Source organism: Aureispira anguillae (assembly GCF_026000115.1).
GTDB lineage: Bacteria > Bacteroidota > Bacteroidia > Chitinophagales > Saprospiraceae > Aureispira > Aureispira anguillae.
In genome coordinates this window covers 1,390,403-1,409,224 of the sequence record NZ_AP026867.1, presented here as the reverse complement: position 1 = coordinate 1,409,224, position 18,822 = coordinate 1,390,403, and the positions used below count along the sequence as shown (strand labels likewise).

Genomic DNA, 18,822 nt, shown 5'->3' with positions numbered 1-18,822 from the left:
TTGGGTAGCTAACCAATAACGCACTATTTAAAGTTCCCCCCGATTACGAACCTCCGTCAAAACTTGATCTTGATTAATTCATTCAATCTTAATATTTACAATTCTCGTAAAAAACTTATCCATGAATTTACCAATAATAACTTTGCTTCTCTTTTTAAGCTGTACTACTTTTGCTCAAAAAATACATGAACCTGCTGAAATATTTGAAATACTTGAAAAATCAAAATTAAACTATAATATTCAACAGTTAGAGGATAATATTCCAGTAAAAGATCATACACTCAATTTAAATACAGGAGACTATTATAGAAAAGCGGAAGCTAACTCTATTATGACAATGAAAGTTGAACTGTCAGAACAAACTTTCAGTATTAAAGAAAAGGCTGAAAAGTATTTCAGAGAACAAAATTACTCCGCAGCAAGAAAAATGTATGAGGAGGTTTTAGAAATACACCCTGAATATTCTAAAATCATCACTTATATTGGACAAACTTACCATTCGCAAGGAGAACCCAAAAAAGCAATAGAGTATTTTAAGAAAGCCATCAATAATAATTATCTTGATTATATGGCTCATTGGTTTCTAGGAAAATATTATCTTGAAAACAACCAACCTAATAAAGCTATTGATGAAATCATAACGGCTCATATCCTAAACAGGAATCATATTCTTATAAAAAAAGACCTTGCAACTGTTTTAAGAAAACTAGGCTATAAATTTGAAGATTGGACCTTTACTCCTCAAATTAAAATCTCCCAGCCTGATTCTCAAAATGTAAAAATTGGCTTTAAATCAGAATGGGCAGGATATGCTTTCGCTAAAGCAGTATGGGCTTACGAACCCAATTATAAAAAATCAATGGGCGTTAAAGAGGATGGAATCTCTATTTTAGAAGAAAAAGAATCTTTACTGGGATTATACGTTGGCAACATTAACAATAAAAAATTCGCTAAAACTCCGATGTTCATTGCGCTAAAAAATTCAATAAAAAACCGCCAGTTTGATGAATTTATTCTTTATGAAATTTTCATTGTTGAAACCCCTTTTATCGCCTATCAGTTTCCCAAAGAACTAATTCTAAAAATAAAAAAATATATCCTAGAATCAAGATGTAAATTTTCAAAGAAAAAGCAAAAAAGGAAAAAGAGATAAAGGATTAGCAACCAAAATTGGTGGGGTCTGATGACCCTCACCAGTTTTATTCTTAGCCCCCTCCTTGTTTAAGTTAAACAGTTTATTCACTTTTTTTTTGAGGGATGTACAATCATATACATAAGCGGTATCTAGTCATGTATATGACGAGCGGTTCCATTTCTCAAATCATTAATCCATTCACCGTACTTTACGCCATTTACCTCTTTTGACATCGCCCCTGGAAGTAAATTAAAGGTATGGCTTGCATCACTAACATAAAAGGTCTTCCAATTGTTGTAGGGCGACAAAACAGAGTCCCTCAAATGCAATAAAGCATTTTTATAATCTATAGCTGGCAAAGGAGCAGGCACTACGGTTGTTTTTGCACAATTATTTGTCCCATAACCATAAAATTCTCGAATTACAATATCTTCCAAAGAAGAAATTAGACCAAACTGTACCGTAGGGTGTTTGGTTCCTAAATATTCATAAATAGACTTCATTGGAGTGCTATACTTTCCTGTGGTATAACTAGAAAAATCGGAAGGTATATGTGTTAGGAATAAGTTTTGCCATAAATCATCCAAACAATCGGGCTGAACATTTTGAGCCATTAGTACGGGACCAGAATCGTCCAAAATTGTTGTTTTTGCAGCAGGAAAAGCTTCAATGACTTGATCTGCATTAATCAAGGTTCCATAACCTCCAGCGCTTGACCCCGTCAAAAACACCTCGTCCAATCTTGTCCCAAAGTACTCTTTCAAAGCCTCTAATGCCAAACTTATGTTATCGTGCCCTACCATTTTCTGATCGCTGTATAAAAAATTTACATCTGCACTATAATTCGTTCCACTATGCACATCTCCCGTACAATATGGCACATAAATACAATTCCAATCCTTAAAAGGGTTTAGATTGCTATTTTTGTCAAAAATTCCGAATTGTAGCCCAATCGATTTCCAACTATCAAAGGCTAATTGCCCATAAGTACCAGGATTTACAGCACAGGTAACTCCATTAAAGCAACCACCTCCTCCTTCTAAATAAATAATAACCTTATTGGAATGGTTGCGAAGGCGCACGCCAATTCCCGTATTGCTATTGTCACGGCAAACCATACCAGGAACGGCAATGTAATGCCATGTTTCTTTTTCGGATGCTTTTTCAAATTCTTCTTGTACGGTTGTTTCTTTTTTGCAACTAATAATCGTCAAAAGTGCTACAATATAAATGATGAGGTGGTATTTCATTGGTTTGCTTTTTGTCTAAGTAATTAATACTGCGTCAGTTTTTCAACGGAGTAATGCGTAGTGCTAAATCACTAAAATTACGTTACCTAAACGCTCTCTTTTCTATTTTTATTGTTGCTTATTGGTTCTCAAAGATCTACAATTAGACCTTCTTCAGCAATTTTATAGCCTTTTTCTAGAACTTCTTGTTTGGCATTGCTATTTTTTTGTAAGATAGGGTTGGTATGATTAAAATGGATAAAATGAATTTTTGCCTTTTCTGAAGCTGGCAAGTCCTCAAATAAACGCATGCTTTCTTCTACAAAAGGGTGCGGAATTTCAGACATATCTCTATTGCCAACTTCTCCATTTTTAAAGAATGTCGCATCCAAGAAAGCAACATCCACTGCTAGAATTTCTTCTTTTATATTACGTTTCCATTGATGCCATTTATCGATATCAGGAATGAATAATATTTTCTTATTGGGACTGCTTATTTTATACCCTACTGTCTCTGTATATTCTCCACGATGAGGCACTAAAAAGGGCGTTACTTGAATGGATTTAGTGAGCTGAATAACGCTATCTGCCTTCATTAATTGCAAGGCTATATTATCCAAGGCTACTAATTGACTCCAAGGACCGCTCGTTTCCAAATAATCTTTCATTCTAGGCATGGCATAAACTGGCACCTTATTAGCGCTCATGGCTTCTCTACCCAAATGCATCAAGCCTACATAATGTCCAATATGACCATGTGTTAAAAAAATGCCATTGGGCAATTGAAATTGTTGAGGATTTATTTCATCGGATAATAATTTGGTCTGGTATTTAAAATCTGGCGAGGCTTCAAAAAGCCATGTTTGCCTTGTTTCTGCATCCACTAATCCCAAGGCTGTAATGGATTTTTGTTGTGCGGCGGGATTCCAATGTTCTTTACAACAGGCCTTCATGCAACCAATTTGAGGATAACCTGCATCTTGTACATTTCCCAATACAATTGTATAAATATTGCTCTTTGGCGGAGAAAATACGTTTTCTTTTGCACTGGTTGACTTAGGCTTTTCACATGCCAATAAACAAAAAACGATCAAAAAAACACTGATAATATGCTGCATTTGTTGATTAGTTTTATTTAGAACATTAATACACTGTAATTAATATAAAAAATCATACCGTTCCCTCCCTGCCTTCCGTGTATTTAATCGATAAGATTGTGGATTAAATCAGGTGGCAATAAGTCTCTTATTTTATCGCCATCCTTTAGGAATAGTTGTAGCATTTTGACCATAAAATTTACTTTTTCTTCCTTTAGATAACCACCAAAGGTAATTGCTTTTTCTTCTTTTATTTGTATGCCAAATTGATTGGGTACACCATGAGAATATACCGCTACATAACTGTCTATCGCATGCGTTTTTTTATAAATAAAGGTGCGAGTACGACCAAAATTTCTAATGCCATGAAAAATGGTTCCTTCTGTTTCCTCTAGCCGAATTTCTACCCGCCCAAACAAAGCCATCAATGCTCTAGTTGTAAAGTGATAAAGGAAAATTAGGCACAATAACATAAGGAAGCTACCAAAAAGAATGGAGGTTTCTCCTTCTATCATTTCAAGAGGTCTTGTAAATAAAATAGGAGCTGTTATAATAATCACTAACAATCCCAGCAAAAAATTTTCAGTCCGTTTATCCTTTAATGAAGCTCCTATAATTACGGTATCATTTTTTCTTTTCACCCAAGTTCCTTCAGGGAGGTTATCTAAATCTAGCGGCATTTTATGTTATTTTTGTTTTTTTGACAACTAACTCTATCACGAAGTAAATTGAGTGGAATCGTAAACTACCTTGCCTGCTTATTACTACTTTTGTTATAAGTTATAGGTCGTAAGTCGTATGTCCTGTATTTACAGGAACTAAGCATACGACTTACGACCTATAACTTTCTACTAAAACCACATAAACGTAGTGCACGAGCAGTTTGGTATGGTGTACCAACGAGGATGCCTAGCAGCGAAGCTAAAAAGTAGTTAAAAGCTTACCCTTTTTTAGTGTTTACCACACGATTTACTTCGTGATAGAGTTGTCAAAGAATCTTATTTTTTTATTTCTAATGTACGATAATGTTTATTGTTGGCATAAAAAAAACACCCTCATCGAAAAAAAATAGCGATTCAACAAAAAAAAACAATTAAATGAAAATATCTTCATACTTTTAGATACTAAGAATTGTTTATACTAATTACAATTATACACCTAATGAAAAAACTATTTTTACTGCTTGCCATCTCGGCAATGCCAAGTCTATTTTTTGCACAAAAAGGTAAAAAAGGCAAAAAGGACAAGAACAAAACAGAGCAAAAAAAAGCAGGACAGAATTTTAATGCGCTTAAATTTAGATGCATTGGTCCTGCATTTACCTCTGGAAGGATTGCAGATATTGCTGTTAATCCTAAAAAAACATCGGAGTACTATATTGCCGTAGCCTCAGGCAATGTTTGGAAAACCACCAATGCAGGAACCACTTATAAGCCTATTTTTGAAAATTATGGCTCTTATTCCATTGGCTGCGTTACCATTGCTCCTAGCAATGAAAACATCGTTTGGGTAGGAACGGGCGAGAACAACAACCAACGCTCAGTAGCCTATGGTGATGGTGTTTACAAATCGGAAGATGGTGGAAAATCTTGGAAAAATATGGGCCTTAAAAAGAGTGAACATATTGGTATGATCCGAGTACATCCGACCAACCCTAACATCGTTTATGTAGCGGCTTATGGCCCACTTTGGAGTGCTGGTGGCGAACGGGGCTTGTACAAAACAGAAGATGGCGGAAAAACATGGAAAGCCATTTTGGAAATTGACAAACATACTGGTGTCAGTGAAGTACATCTAGACCCTCGTGATCCTAATGTACTTTATGCGGTTTCTCATCAACGCCGCCGCCATGTTTTCACCTATTTGGGAGGTGGTCCTGGTTCTGGGATTCACAAATCAGAAGATGGGGGAAAAACGTGGAAAAAACTGGCTGGGGGCTTGCCTAGTGGTGATTTTTTGGGTAGAATTGGTCTAGCCATTTCTCCTGCCAATCCCGATTATGTTTATGCTATCGTCGAAGCATCCAAAGGCAAAAAAGGAACCTATCGTTCAACCGATAGAGGCGCTAGTTGGACCAAAAGAAGTAGTTATAGTACTTCTGGAAATTATTATCAGGAAATTTACTGCGATTTGTACGATGTCAACAAGGTGTATTCTATGAATACTTGGTTTCATCATTCTATTGATGGTGGAAAAACCTTTAAAAGAACTGGTGAAAAACACAAACATGTTGACAATCATTGTATGTGGGTTGATCCAACCAATACCGACCATTGGATTGTAGGTTGTGACGGTGGTATCTATGAGACTTGGAACCACGCTACAGATTGGCAGTTCAAAGCTAATTTACCCGTTACGCAGTTTTACAAAGTAGCGGTTGATAACGCCAAACCTTTTTATAATATTTATGGTGGAACCCAAGACAATAACTCTATGGGGGGACCAAGTAGAACGACCAATTCAGCAGGGATTGTCAATTCAGATTGGTACATTACCAATGGTGGTGATGGATTCGAATCACAAATTGATCCGACCAATCCTGATATTGTTTATGCCCAAGCACAGTATGGTTGGTTGGTGCGTTATGACAAAAAAAGTGGTGAACGTGTTGGTATCAAACCAAGACCTGAGGAAGGAGAATCAGCTTACCGTTGGAACTGGGATGCTCCGTTGTTAATTAGCCCACACAATCCTAAACGTTTGTATTTTGCCGCTAATAAGGTATTCAAAAGCGAAACTCGTGGGGACGACTGGGAAGTAATTTCAGAAGATTTGACCCAACAAATTGATCGCAATACGCTAAAAGTAATGGATCGTGTTTGGTCGGCGGATGCGGTTATGAAAAATAAAAGTACTTCTATCTATGGTAATATTGTAGCCTTAGATGAATCGCCTTTGCAAGAAAACTTGCTTTATATTGGTACCGATGATGGGCTTATTCAGGTTTCGGAAGATGCCAAAACTTGGACTAAAATTGCCGCTGTTACTGGTGTTCCTGCCAATACTTATGTCAATGCTTTGGTTACGTCTCAGCACGACAAGCATACCGTTTATGCGGTTTTTAACAACCACAAAAATGGCGATTTTAAGCCTTATATTTACAAAAGTATCGACAAGGGAGCTACTTGGACGGCTGTACATGGTGATTTACCTGCTCGTGGTAGCGTTTACGATATTGCAGAGGATCATGTTGATAAAAATCTCTTGTTTGCAGGAACTGAATTTGGTATTTTCTTTAGTAAAAATGGTGGGGTCAACTGGCACCAACTCAAAGGTGGCATTCCAACCATTGCCATTCGTGACGTTGAGATCCAAAAGCGTGAAAACGATTTAGTACTGGCTTCTTTTGGTCGTGGTTTTTATGTATTGGACGATTATTCGCCACTGCGCAATTATAAGGACGAAGACAAAAAGGAATTGGCGGTACTTTATCCCATCAAGGATGCTTGGATTTTTATTGAGCGTGCGCCTTTGGGTTTGAGAGGAATTGCTTCGCAAGGAGAATCCTATTATGCAGCTCCCAACCCTCCTGTTGGTGCGGTCTTTAGCTATTTGTTTAGCGATACCACAATGATGACCAGCAAGGATGCTCGTTACAAATTGGAGGCTAAATTGACCAAGGAGAAAAAGGATATTCCTTATCCTACTTTGGATGCCTTGCACCAAGAAGATTGGGAACAAAAGCCTTATGCCATTATGACCATTACCAACAAAGCGGGTGAGGTTGTTCGTAGAATCAAAACAACGCCTAGAAAGGGTATGAATCGCTTGGTTTGGGATTTTCGCTATGAATCGTTGATTCCAGTACAACTAAAAGAACGCAAACCTGGGCGTTATGGCTCGGCTCCTACGGGTGCTTTGGCGGCTCCTGGCGAATACTTTGCTCAATTGGCAAAGGTCGTGGCAGGAAAGGTAACGATCCTAACAGAAAAGGTGCCTTTTAAGATCAAATCGCTGAACAATGCTACGCTTAGCGCAGAGGACAAGGCGGCTTTAACTGCTTTTGAGGTTAAATTGGCTAAAATGCGCCGTGCTGGTCGTGGCGTAGGTTCTGTTTATTCGGCCATGAACAATCGTGTTGCTCATTTGCAAAAGGGTATTTTGCTTACGCCAAATGCGGATCTAAAACTTTTGGAAACTGCCGAAAAATTACGCCTTCAACTGAAAGCTTTAGGGGTTGAATTGTATGGTGATGGTAGCTTGAGCAAACGTGAATTCGAAGCGGAACCTGGCTTGTTTGAGCGCATGGAAAGCCCCATCTGGAATATGTGGGATGCGACTTCTGCGCCTTCCAAAACTGCACTCAAAAATTATACATTGGTGGGCAAAATGTTTGAACAGTTTCTCGCTAAACTCAATGGGGTGAAAGATGAAATTAATCAACTGGAAAAACAATTGAACGACTTGGGTGGTCCTTATACGCCTGGACGCATCCAAATTCCTGATTGGAAAATGGAGTAAGATTGTTTAATCGTTCTCTAATTAATTGGGCTATTGCTAATGGTGTATCCACCGATTGGCAATAGCTTTTTTTTTGACATTAGTTCGGTAAGAATTTTATCAGATTGGTTTGCAAGCATTTAAGATGTTAAAATATTTTTTTTTTCACAAACACCTGCAAATCAACTTAATAAACATAAAAAAAATAAACAAAAGCACTAACCCTCCTTATATATTGGTTGAGCACATCCAAAAAGAAGCACTTACTATAGTAAGAAAAAGCAAAACTATTGAGATTGATGAAGATCTCTATTGGGGAAGAGGTTAATGGTTTGAGGGTTCGGCGGCATAAGTAGTTTAGTTTTCCTTGCTTTTGATTAGGTAGTAGGGATATTTTTTTTCTTTATCCCAACTGTAATATTGGGGAGTGGAATCTATAAAATAGTATTTTTCTAACCCTTGAATACCTTTTACTTTTTGTTTAGCTAGTCTTGTGAAAAGTAAGGTATCTGGGATTTTGGTATCACTCAAATTGGCTAATATCAAATTGGTCTCTGACAAATTTGTGCTTTTCAAATTAGCCTCTGATAAATCTGCGCCTATTAAATTGGCTCCTATTAAATTGGCTCCTCTCAAATCTACCCCTATTAAATTTCCTTCCATTAAATTAGCTCCTATTAAATCTACTCCTATTAAATCTGCTCCTATCAAATTAACCTTTGGCAAATCTGCTCCTTTCATATCTGCTCCTATTAAATTAACCTTTGGCAAATCTGCTCCTTTCATATCTGCTCCTATTAAATTGACCTCTGACAAATCTGCTCCTTTCATATCTGCTCCTATTAAATTGACCTCTGACAAATCCGCTCCTCTCATATCTGCTCCTACCAAATATGCTCCTTTCAAATTTGATCCAGATAAATCTGCATTATTAAATCTAGCTTTCTCAAAAATTAACTTATAGGAAACACTATCCAATTGGCTCTCTACTAAGTTCACCAATAGTTGTCCACGTTCAGGACTTAAAGGCTTTTTAATAAGCGTATCTCCACTCAAATAGTTGTAGGGTTTTAATCTAGTGCTTAAAGCAACAATTCTCCCAATCAATTGAGGAGATAAATTACGTATAGAATCCTTTCCATAATCATCTTTTAGCTCCTTATCAATAGCATCCATAATATTGCTAAACAAAAAGACCAATGAACTACGCCTATCTGCTTCTTGTAAGTACGTTTGTTGGTCAAGGCGTTGATTTTGGTGTTGTATTAAACCTGTTTGGGCATCTATCTTTTTATTTTGTTGGCGAACCAATTGATTTTGGGTATAGCCTTGTTGGATTTGTTGGGCTATGAGTCTATTTTGATCGTCTATTTGCAATAATTGTTTTTGGATGGAAGCATTTTGATCACTCATCAAGCTAATTTGGCGTTCTACTTTGGTATTTTGATCCTTAAATAAATGATTCTGCTCCACCAAAAGGGAATCTTGTTCCTTTAATAAATCATTCTGGGTATCTAGTTTAGCATTTTGCTTATCCAATAACTGCACCTGCATAAAAGTAGCCACACAAACAGCTAAACTTACCGCAAAAGCCAATACTCCCATTAAAGAACTAAAGGCCCAGATTCTAGTCACAAAAGCAGCTCCTAATAATAAGCCCTTTTTTATAATAGGACTAAAGGGTTGTAACGTTTCAGTTACCTCATTCACTACTGTTTGGGCATCTTTAGGAGGATTTTTTCGCAACTCTAATAATTGAGTGACTAGTTTTTTAGACGTTTTTTGAGTTGTTTTTAGATCCTCTTCCCAGTTGTTTTGTGCATTATTAAGCGTCTTATTAAACAAGTTTTTCCCCCATACAACTCCTGCATAAAAGACTACTGCCAAGGCAAATAAAAAACCAATCACATAATAAGCTATTTCTAGAGAAGCTACAAAATAGCCCATCACAGGGAGTAAAGCTCCTAGTGCCATATACTTTAACGCTTGTGCATTGGGTGTCGAACGATCTATTTTATCTGCTATGGTCAAAATTTGGGGTTCTTGGTCAGGCTTTTTGTTGGGGGCTTGATTTTCCATCTTATTTTAGATATTTATAGAAACAGACTACTTCTTATATTTAAAATAATCATTTTTATTTTAAATGCAATATTCAAGCCTTATTAATTGATTACAAGACACAAACAAATAAAAGTTTTCTATTTAAAATAGAATTATCCAATAATACTCAACCTAACTCAGCTATTGCCAAAGGTATATCCACCGATTGGCAATAGCTTTTTTTCAGGAAAGATGCAGCAAATATTTAGAGGAATTGGCAACGCATGAAGCAGCTAGTTTTTGGGAATTAGCAACAGCTGATAATCTTGATCCTTTTTGGTTCTAACATTAATTTTTTGGAGTTTTTTTCGTCCATTTTTCTCAAGGATTTCTACGACTACCGTATTGGGTGGGAATTTGCCTTCGTCCACATTTTCAATTCTAATGGTGGAAGTAGCATTGGCTTCAATAGGAATTTTTACAGGCTTATTCCGTGCTTTAAATTGTTCCAGTACGATTTTATGATCGATGAATACATTAATAATGTCGCCATCTTCTCTACTGGCATCGTAGATTTTCAAGATCACATCTCCATAAATATCCAAGGAATCTATGACCGTTTTAAGGTTAGGGTTTTGCTTCACATATTTTATTTCAAAGGTAAAATCCTTAACGGGCAGATTGGATTCTATTTCAACTTCATTTTTATTGATGAGTGACTTAAATTTAAAATCCGTATGGGGCAAATTATCTTTGAGAGAGACAAATTTAAACGACTTGGGAATCTTAAAACTCATGTAAAAATGCGTAAGTGGAGGGGTGCCCCCATAACCTTTTATCTCTTTTACTTCTTCAAAAATACTATAGTCGAGATGCGCAATATTTGAGATGGTATAGATGCTGTCGCTTGAAATTTTAAAATTATACTTGCAGTCGTTTACAACATCAAATTCCACTCTTTTTCCATATAATTTAACGGCATTAAACTCAGCCCTAAAACTATCAATTCGGCATTGATCACAACTGAATCGCTCTAATTTGATACCTTTGGGATAGGGAATCAAATAATTACTCGTGGTCATGGTATGAAAGACTTTAGTCGTGGTTTTTATTCGGCAGCCATTTTCGCCAATTGAGATCAGCTTAGAAAAGGAATGGGTATCGGTAGTCTTCTTTTTCTCTTGCGCCAACAAAGGAAAAATACTAAATAGATATAAAATGGGTAATAATTTCATCGTATTTATTTTTTAAGTTTAAATAATTATTTTTTTCGTTCTTTGACAAAGAAATACACATCAATAACAGACATATAATTAAAATAATTAACACAAACACGAACTTTAACTACTGTTAATGAGCACTTTAACAATTCGCAGTAAAAAATTTCCTATAATCTGATCGATTCGCTATACCCATTAACTCCCCACCCGTCCTAGAAACATAAAAAACAAAGCATCCTAACACACACAATTTTCTTATCTTGTTAAACCTAAATATCTAACTAAATCATATTCCAATGAATTCCATTGCATTAACGCCCTTACTCTGTCTATTCTGTTTTGCTGCATTCTCCCAAAACGATTATCAAAAAGCCATACAGCAAGGAGATAAAGCTTTTCAGCAAGGAGCTTATAAAGAAGCCATGAACCAATATTTTGCTGCCATAAGTTTTGATGCGTCAAAAACAAAAGAGGTGAAACAAAAATTGGATCTTGTTTTTGATAAAATAGAATTGCTAAAAGCAGAAGCAGAGGCAACCGTCAAACAAAACCAAAAGATTCTTGATGCCATCTATTTTTACGACGATAAATTAGCGTTGGCTTACGAAAAAAATCAGTATCAGACAACAGGCTATTGGGGCTATATCGACAAAACGGGAAATAGGGTCATTCCCTGTCAGTTTGAGGCAGCAGAAAATTTTAATAGTGAGACGGGCTTTGCCAAAGTAAAATACTCCTCAATGGGTAATGCTCCAACGCCTTTTTTACTGATGGATAGCTTGGGCAATAAATATCAATTGGCAGAAAACGTGGAGGAACTAAGTGCCGAAACCAAAGCATTGGATTTAAGTCATCAAGTGCTGACCGAATTTCCAAAAAAGATTTTGGATTATCCTCAATTGGAAATTCTAATATTGCATTCTTGCCAATTAAAGGCAATTCCTGAAGAACTTAACAAGCTTTCTAAGTTGAGCTATTTAAGTCTAGTTGGCAATAACATCCGAGAAATTCCTGAGGCGCTCTCAAAATGCAAGCATCTAAGACACTTAGACTTGAGTCACAATAAATTGCATCTTATCCCTGAACATATTGGAAAGCTTTCTAAATTAAGGCATTTAGATCTGAGTCATAATAATTATTTGGGAACGGTGGCCGATAGTATTTCAGCACTTTCTGAACTAAGGTACCTAGATTTGAGCAACAATGGCTTGTATGAACTGCCTAAAAATATAGAACAACTCTCCAAACTAACCTTTTTAGATTTGAGCTATAGCAGTCTATACCACTTGCCCGAAACCATTGGGCAGCTTTCTAATTTGGTATTTTTAAACCTAGTGTCTAATAATTCGATCCAAAAAATTCCAGAAAGTATTGGGGATTTATCTAAGTTACAGCATTTAAAATTGGGCTATAATGAAAAGCTACAAGCATTACCCAAGAGCATTAAAAAGCTTTCCAAGCTAACCCATTTAAATTTATACCGTACGGCAATGACTGCCTTCCCAGAAAGTATTGGGGAGCTCACCAACTTAACACACTTAGATTTACTGGATGCTAACTTTAAGACATTGCCCGAATGCATTTCAAAACTTTCTCAATTGCGTTATTTGGGTTTGTCTCGTAATCAGCTAACGGCTTTGCCTAAAGGCATTAAAAAACTGAGCCAATTAACCGAATTAGACCTAAGTTATAACCAACTCCCAAAGCTCCCTGAAAGTATTGGAGATTTCACCAACCTAACGAAGTTAAGTCTTAGTTCCAACCAATTAACCACAGTGCCTAAAAGCATTGAAAAGTTATCGAATTTAACCGATTTAGATCTTAGTTTAAATCAACTAACAACGCTTCCTGACCTCATTAAAAAGCTCTCTAACTTAAGCAGCTTAAACTTAATTGCAAATCAATTAACTACCATTCCTGAAAGTATTGGAAAGCTCTCTAATTTAACCCATCTTAACCTCATGCACAATCGTTTGAATGCATTGCCCCAAAATATCGGAGACCTTACAAATCTAACTGCTTTGCATTTGGATGCCAATCAATTTACCAACTTACCCCAAAGCCTTAAAAAGCTCTCCAAACTGAACTATATTGGCTTAGCTGCTAACCAGTTCACTAATTTACCTGTGGCAATTCAGGAACTTCCACAATTAAAGTATCTCAACTTCACCGATAATCCTATTCCTAAAGAAAAAAGAACTGAAATTGAAGCGCTACTCCCCCATTGTTCAATTATATGGATGGAAGAAGATTATTGATAAGCATTCTATTTTTTAGATCGCTTCGCTATGAAATTTTAGAGCTTAGACTCCAATAACCGTTCAATTGGAGTCTAAGCTCTAATCTTAAATCCAAATAATCATTAAGCAAAGGTCCTATCTTTTATACTAAAAAATTTTAGCTACTAGTATATTAGCTATTAGCTCACTTCGTTTAGCTGCGCTGCTACTACGTGGTGTTACTAGTTCACTTTGTTCATGAAGTCGCTACGCTTAGTTCGTACCTCGTGAGCCAGCAAGCTGGGTTGTCCTGTACATAGACCTAATTTACTAAATTGAAATCGAACTAAAATTATAGGTCAATCCAAAAAACCAGCTACAATTCCATTGTACAAAAGTAGGAACATCTGTCACATTATACAAAACGGGCACCTCTCCTGGTAAATCATAAACAGAGCCATCTTTTTCTGTTTCATCCCACAAATAAGGCTCGGCAGTGGGTGATATAATTCTTCGTTGCCCAATCACGAGCCCAGAAGTCAGGGACAATCTAGAGTTTTTGATATTTAGCAATAGCGAACCGCCCACTAGTATTTGCACGCCAACATCGTTAACCAATAAGCCTGTAGATAGCGCAAAATTACTGTGCAATCCTGTTCTAAAATAAGCATGAGATAATAAGCCCACGCCATAGTTCATTTTGGGGTCTTTTATATGAATTTTATACCCTGAGGTATCTCTCAATTGCCCCGTATAAGTTGTATCTATTCCCCCCGAAGAATTGACGGAAAAAGAAGCCGTTTTATATTTATAATGATGGGTTTGGACTACATATTCACGGGTAGAAAGCCCCGATAGAAAGACTCCCGCACTAAAATCTATTTTAAATCCGCCACTCACTCTAAAACTCCTGCTTAGAATATTCTTTATCGCATTTCCTTCTCCTTTTTTTAAGGTAAACTTAAAAACGTCTTCATCTGGGATGGTTATTTGCCTAAAATAAGTTTTGTAGCCCTCCAACTGTTTTAACGCAAATTCAAGATACGCTACTTTTATTGCCCCAATTAGAAATAACGCCTTGGGAGTTGGATTATCACTAAACACCTTTAGCAATTCCGTTTCCAATTGCTTGGCTTCTATGATTAGATTGGCTCTACTAACAGAATCTTTAATAAAATTTCCTGTTCCAAATTCCTCCATAATGCTAAATCTCAAACAAAATAAATCGTCGTAGTATTGTTGCGATATAATGACCTTTGCATGATGGTGCTTATTTAAGGTAGCTAGGGCTTCTCTTAGGATCGCTAGCTTATCTAATTGTGTTCTACTTTCCTTCTCCTCTACTAACTCCGCTTTATCATCACCAACATCTGAAGCTTTAGATTTAGCCTTAGGAGTCGCATCACTTGCGGGAGCAGGTTTGCCGCCACTTTCAATGATTGTTTTAAAAGCGCTTTCATATTCTAGAAAATACTGTTCGCTCCCTACCTCTAAATTAATACTTTCATCCTCTTCAATGACCACAAATAACATCTCTCTACCCGCAATAGGAAAGATTACTTTTTTGGGCTTTACATATTCAAAATTAAATGCTTTGCAGTTGTTATTGGTACATTCTTTTTTCTTATCTGTTGAATTGTTGTTATTATTTTTGGGTTTTGGCTCTTGGTCTTTATTCTCCTCTTTCTTTTTTTTCTTTTTTTTCTTTTGTTCCTTCTTCCGTTTAAGTTTTAGATAAGAAAGTGTTCCATCTCGTTTGTCGTACACCGTAATGTATTTAGGCGTAATAGCATTGTTGTTCTTCTCGAGATATGCCATGCAATTTGCCTGAAAGACCCAATTAAATTTATTCGGAATTGTATCACAACACTTGATATTTAAAGGACAACAACTGCCTTTTTTTTGGAGATTTTCGTCCGCTAAAAAATCACTACATAAAAACAGATTGGAACTTGACTTTATTCCATTGACATTAGGAGTTTTGAACGGAGTAATATTAGTATCTACCTCCGTAGGTATTTCCTTAGGATCAAGTTTTAATAAGAAGGAACGCTTCTGTTTTTCGCTTTCATCAGATAGTACATAAAAACTATTCTGGTATCCCACCATTCCCTCATAATTAGCTTGGGAAGTACCCTTTTTTGAAAAGTCAAATACCACCGTTGGGTTCTTTAGTATCCCGTCAGTATTTCTTAGCAAATTTCCACTACTTTCGACTATCTCCATAGAAAAAATAGTGTATTTATTGTTTTTTTGATGGGTAGCAAGCGCATATAAAGTAGCATTGAAATAATAAAGATCTGCCACTCGATAATTTTCTGAAAAATGTACTGTGGTAGAATCGATCCCCTTCATTTCCAAACGACCATCTTGGGCATTGATAGCATATTGAAACCGATAAATCACCGTTTTATCGGTCGTTCCTTCAATATTTTCACGGGCAAGATAAATCTGTTTCTTTTCTGGATTTACAGCAATGCCTTCTAAGCCGTACTTAGACGACTCCTCTTTAGCCTTTTTTAATCCTGTTTCAATAGAATAGGCAACCATCTCTTTGCCCTTTTTATAATCATTGATATTTAGAACATGAATCAATGCATTCGTTTCGTCTAACAATAAAAATAGACTGTCCACTACTGCCATGCCTTCTATTTCCATTGATTTAGTAGGGCGTTTTTCCAATTGGTAAGGTATACTGGTATCAATCTGTTCATTTTTTATACGAACCAATTTTTGTACTTCTCTTTCATAGGTCGTGTATAAATCTCCTTCGTATTCTAATAAGGAAGAAAATTCTGGTGCTGCATCAAAATTGGTCCATTCAATAGGCTTGTTTCCTTGTGAAAAGCCCATATAGGAAATCAAAACCCATAAACCAATGGTTGAGTATATTTTTAATAATTTCATACGGTTAATTTTACTGTGCCAAGGAGTAAGAATTGATCGGCACGACATGCGGCCGATCAAATCATGAACTTAGCTGGTTAAGATTTAATAATTTGGGGTTAAAGAATCAATTTGTATTGACATAGGAGTTACTTTAGGGCATAGCTCCGCCTGTACTGAGGTCTCAGTAAATGTGATTTTTTAAGTGTTATGGAATTGATTTTAATTAAGCTTCTGGGGATGAATACCCGATTGCTTTATTCAAATATCGGATAAGCTTCTCGACTTCTCAAACCAACTTCTCGAAAATTGTAAAAAGCCATTTATACGAGCGTATAAATGAACAGATATACTATGAGTTCAACTAAAAACTTACTGTTCAATTCATTAGCTCTTTTTACACCAAGATATATACTGTAATATCTGACTATACCTGCCTATTCCCCATTTTTAGGATTGGTCTTTGAGTCTTATTTTGCGCAAAAATATAATTTAATTTAACTCAATTTAACCAAATAATGCAATACGTCATTTTACTATTTAGTTTACTATTCACAACAACAACTTGGGCGATTAACCCACCCACTTTGATTTCACCATCCAATAATTCATCCAATCGCCCCTCTACCATAACGTTAGATTGGAGCAGTATTTCAGGAAGTACAGGGTATCTTTATGAATTGGACACTACTCCTAATTTTAATTCCCCTTTATATCAGTCTGGTGCTACGCTTTCCAATAGTTCTTCCACAACAATAGCCAATCTGCATTTTGGCGTAACTTATTATTGGCGTGCCGCTACAAAAGGGGCAATTGATACTTCTACATGGACTAATACTTGGAGTTTTACCACGCATACACAAATTACCAATTATAGCCCTGCTAACAATGCTACAGGACAACCCACCACCATTGCCATTGATTGGGCAGCTACCACAGGTAGCAACAGCTATATTTATCAAATAGATACCTCTCCGAACTTTAATTCACCGCTTTATCAAACTGGATCTACTCCTTTTAATTCTTCCCAAAAAACTTTGGCTAATTTATACTTTGGTACTACTTATTATTGGAGGGCGGCTTCTGTTAATGCCAATGATACCTCTGATTTTAGCAATACTTGGAGTTTTACCACACATACACAAATTACCAATTATAGCCCTGCTAACAATGCTACAGGACAACCCACTACCATTGCCATTGATTGGAGCGCTACGACAGGTAGCAACAGCTATATCTATCAAATAGATACCTCTCCAAACTTTAATTCGCCGCTTTATCAAACTGGATCTACTCCTTTTAATTCTTCCCAAAAAACTTTAGCTAATTTATACTTTGGCACTACCTATTATTGGAGGGCGGCTTCTGTTAATGCCAATGATACCTCTGATTTTAGCGATACTTGGAGTTTTACCACACACACGCAAATTACCAATTATAGCCCTGCTAACAATGCTACAGGACAACCCACCACCATTGCTATTGATTGGTACGCTGCTACAGGTAGCAACAGCTATATTTATCAAATAGATACTTCTCCAAACTTTAATTCACCGCTTTATCAAACTGGATCTACTCCTTTTAATTCTTCTCAACAAACTTTAGCTAATTTATACTTTGGAACTACCTATTATTGGAGGGCGGCTTCTGTTAATGCCAATGATACCTCCGATTTTAGTGATACTTGGAGTTTTACCACGCATACACAAATTACCAATTATAGCCCTGCTAACAATGCTACAGGACAACCCACCACCATTGCTATTGATTGGTACGCTGCTACAGGTAGCAACAGCTATATTTATCAAATAGATACTTCTCCAAACTTTAATTCACCGCTTTATCAAACTGGATCTACTCCTTTTAATTCTTCTCAACAAACTTTAGCTAATTTATACTTTGGAACTACCTATTATTGGAGGGCGGCTTCTGTTAATGCCAATGATACCTCCGATTTTAGCGATACTTGGAGTTTTACCACACAATACCAACTCACTACAGCTCCCTCGCTGATTAGTCCAGCAGATGTTGCTACTAATGTTTCAACAAGCCTATTAGCCTTAGTTTGGGATTCCACAACGAATGCTAGCCAATATCAAATACAATACAGTACAAGCAATGATTTCACAGCAAATGTTTATAATCTCACAAGTGCATCAACCAATCGCAGTATCAATGGCTTGGCAAGCTCCACTACTTATTATTGGCGGGTTCGAGCTAGTAATTCAACAGGATATTCACCATGGTCTACGATATGGAGTTTTACCACAGAAACCATAACAACCCAGCTACAAAAGGTGGAGAGTAATGTATTTACAATCCATCCCAATCCTGTTCAAAGTACTTTATTTCTTGATTTAGGAGCTTTAAATGATGCAGAAGGTATGCTTTATAATCTTCAAGGGCAACAACTGGATCAGTTTTCCATAACAGGTTCAAAAATTCAATATGAGGTAAGCCATTTGCCTAAGGGAATTTACTGTATTGAGATAAAAAAGCAGGAGTTAACAAAAGTTCTTAAGTTCGTTAAACAATAATATCGTATTGTTGAAAGGG

At 36.5% G+C, this 18,822-nt stretch carries 10 protein-coding genes; 4 read left to right on the top strand and 6 right to left on the bottom strand.

Annotated elements, in window-relative coordinates; genetic code table 11:
* Nucleotides 1-121: 121 nt before the first annotated feature.
* Nucleotides 122-1,153, top strand: coding sequence for a tetratricopeptide repeat protein (locus AsAng_RS05345; protein ID WP_264791761.1), 1,032 nt, complete (start codon nucleotides 122-124; stop codon nucleotides 1,151-1,153).
* Nucleotides 1,154-1,284: 131 nt separating this feature from the next.
* On the opposite strand, the gene AsAng_RS05340 is transcribed toward AsAng_RS05345, so the two are convergent.
* The 3 genes from AsAng_RS05340 to AsAng_RS05330 form a co-directional block, all read right to left on the bottom strand.
* Nucleotides 1,285-2,385, bottom strand: a complete 1,101-nt coding sequence (locus tag AsAng_RS05340; RefSeq protein WP_264791760.1) for a pectinacetylesterase family protein — start codon at nucleotides 2,383-2,385, stop codon at nucleotides 1,285-1,287.
* Nucleotides 2,386-2,513: 128 nt separating this feature from the next.
* On the bottom strand, nucleotides 2,514-3,482 hold the full coding sequence (locus tag AsAng_RS05335) for an MBL fold metallo-hydrolase (protein WP_264791759.1): 969 nt from the start codon (nucleotides 3,480-3,482) through the stop codon (nucleotides 2,514-2,516).
* Nucleotides 3,483-3,565: 83 nt separating this feature from the next.
* Nucleotides 3,566-4,141, bottom strand: coding sequence for a hypothetical protein (locus AsAng_RS05330; protein ID WP_264791758.1), 576 nt, complete (start codon nucleotides 4,139-4,141; stop codon nucleotides 3,566-3,568).
* 481 nt (nucleotides 4,142-4,622) lie between these two features.
* Here AsAng_RS05330 and AsAng_RS05325 point away from each other — a divergent pair, with 481 nt between their 5' ends.
* Nucleotides 4,623-7,922, top strand: coding sequence for a WD40/YVTN/BNR-like repeat-containing protein (locus AsAng_RS05325; RefSeq protein ID WP_264791757.1), 3,300 nt, complete (start codon nucleotides 4,623-4,625; stop codon nucleotides 7,920-7,922).
* A 336-nt stretch (nucleotides 7,923-8,258) separates the two neighbouring features.
* Here AsAng_RS05325 and AsAng_RS05320 read toward each other — a convergent pair whose 3' ends face one another.
* Both AsAng_RS05320 and AsAng_RS05315 read right to left on the bottom strand, forming a co-directional pair.
* Nucleotides 8,259-9,980: a pentapeptide repeat-containing protein gene (locus AsAng_RS05320; RefSeq protein ID WP_264791756.1), complete on the bottom strand. Its 1,722-nt coding sequence runs from the start codon at nucleotides 9,978-9,980 to the stop codon at nucleotides 8,259-8,261.
* Nucleotides 9,981-10,234: 254 nt separating this feature from the next.
* A complete protein-coding gene (locus AsAng_RS05315) occupies nucleotides 10,235-11,176 on the bottom strand; it encodes a hypothetical protein (protein ID WP_264791755.1) in 942 nt (313 codons plus the stop codon).
* A 281-nt stretch (nucleotides 11,177-11,457) separates the two neighbouring features.
* On the opposite strand from AsAng_RS05315, the gene AsAng_RS05310 reads away from it, so the two are divergent.
* A complete protein-coding gene (locus tag AsAng_RS05310) occupies nucleotides 11,458-13,419 on the top strand; it encodes a leucine-rich repeat domain-containing protein (RefSeq protein WP_264791754.1) in 1,962 nt (653 codons plus the stop codon).
* Nucleotides 13,420-13,710: 291 nt separating this feature from the next.
* Here the strand turns inward: AsAng_RS05310 and AsAng_RS05305 are convergent, their stop codons facing one another.
* Nucleotides 13,711-16,287, bottom strand: a complete 2,577-nt coding sequence (locus AsAng_RS05305) for an esterase-like activity of phytase family protein (protein WP_264791753.1) — start codon at nucleotides 16,285-16,287, stop codon at nucleotides 13,711-13,713.
* 497 nt (nucleotides 16,288-16,784) lie between these two features.
* Here AsAng_RS05305 and AsAng_RS05300 point away from each other — a divergent pair, with 497 nt between their 5' ends.
* Nucleotides 16,785-18,803, top strand: a complete 2,019-nt coding sequence (locus AsAng_RS05300) for a fibronectin type III domain-containing protein (RefSeq protein WP_264791752.1) — start codon at nucleotides 16,785-16,787, stop codon at nucleotides 18,801-18,803.
* Nucleotides 18,804-18,822 lie beyond the last annotated feature (19 nt).

Bases quoted from the DNA above. Each gene is read 5' to 3' on its own strand.
- AsAng_RS05315 (WP_264791755.1), bottom strand. From the start codon at position 11,176: ATGAAATTATTACCCATTTTATATCTATTTAGTATTTTTCCTTTGTTG.
- AsAng_RS05345 (WP_264791761.1), top strand. From the start codon at position 122: ATGAATTTACCAATAATAACTTTGCTTCTCTTTTTAAGCTGTACTACT.
- AsAng_RS05320 (WP_264791756.1), bottom strand. From the start codon at position 9,980: ATGGAAAATCAAGCCCCCAACAAAAAGCCTGACCAAGAACCCCAAATT.
- AsAng_RS05325 (WP_264791757.1), top strand. From the start codon at position 4,623: ATGAAAAAACTATTTTTACTGCTTGCCATCTCGGCAATGCCAAGTCTA.
- AsAng_RS05305 (WP_264791753.1), bottom strand. From the start codon at position 16,287: ATGAAATTATTAAAAATATACTCAACCATTGGTTTATGGGTTTTGATT.
- AsAng_RS05300 (WP_264791752.1), top strand. From the start codon at position 16,785: ATGCAATACGTCATTTTACTATTTAGTTTACTATTCACAACAACAACT.
- AsAng_RS05310 (WP_264791754.1), top strand. From the start codon at position 11,458: ATGAATTCCATTGCATTAACGCCCTTACTCTGTCTATTCTGTTTTGCT.
- AsAng_RS05330 (WP_264791758.1), bottom strand. From the start codon at position 4,141: ATGCCGCTAGATTTAGATAACCTCCCTGAAGGAACTTGGGTGAAAAGA.
- AsAng_RS05335 (WP_264791759.1), bottom strand. From the start codon at position 3,482: ATGCAGCATATTATCAGTGTTTTTTTGATCGTTTTTTGTTTATTGGCA.
- AsAng_RS05340 (WP_264791760.1), bottom strand. From the start codon at position 2,385: ATGAAATACCACCTCATCATTTATATTGTAGCACTTTTGACGATTATT.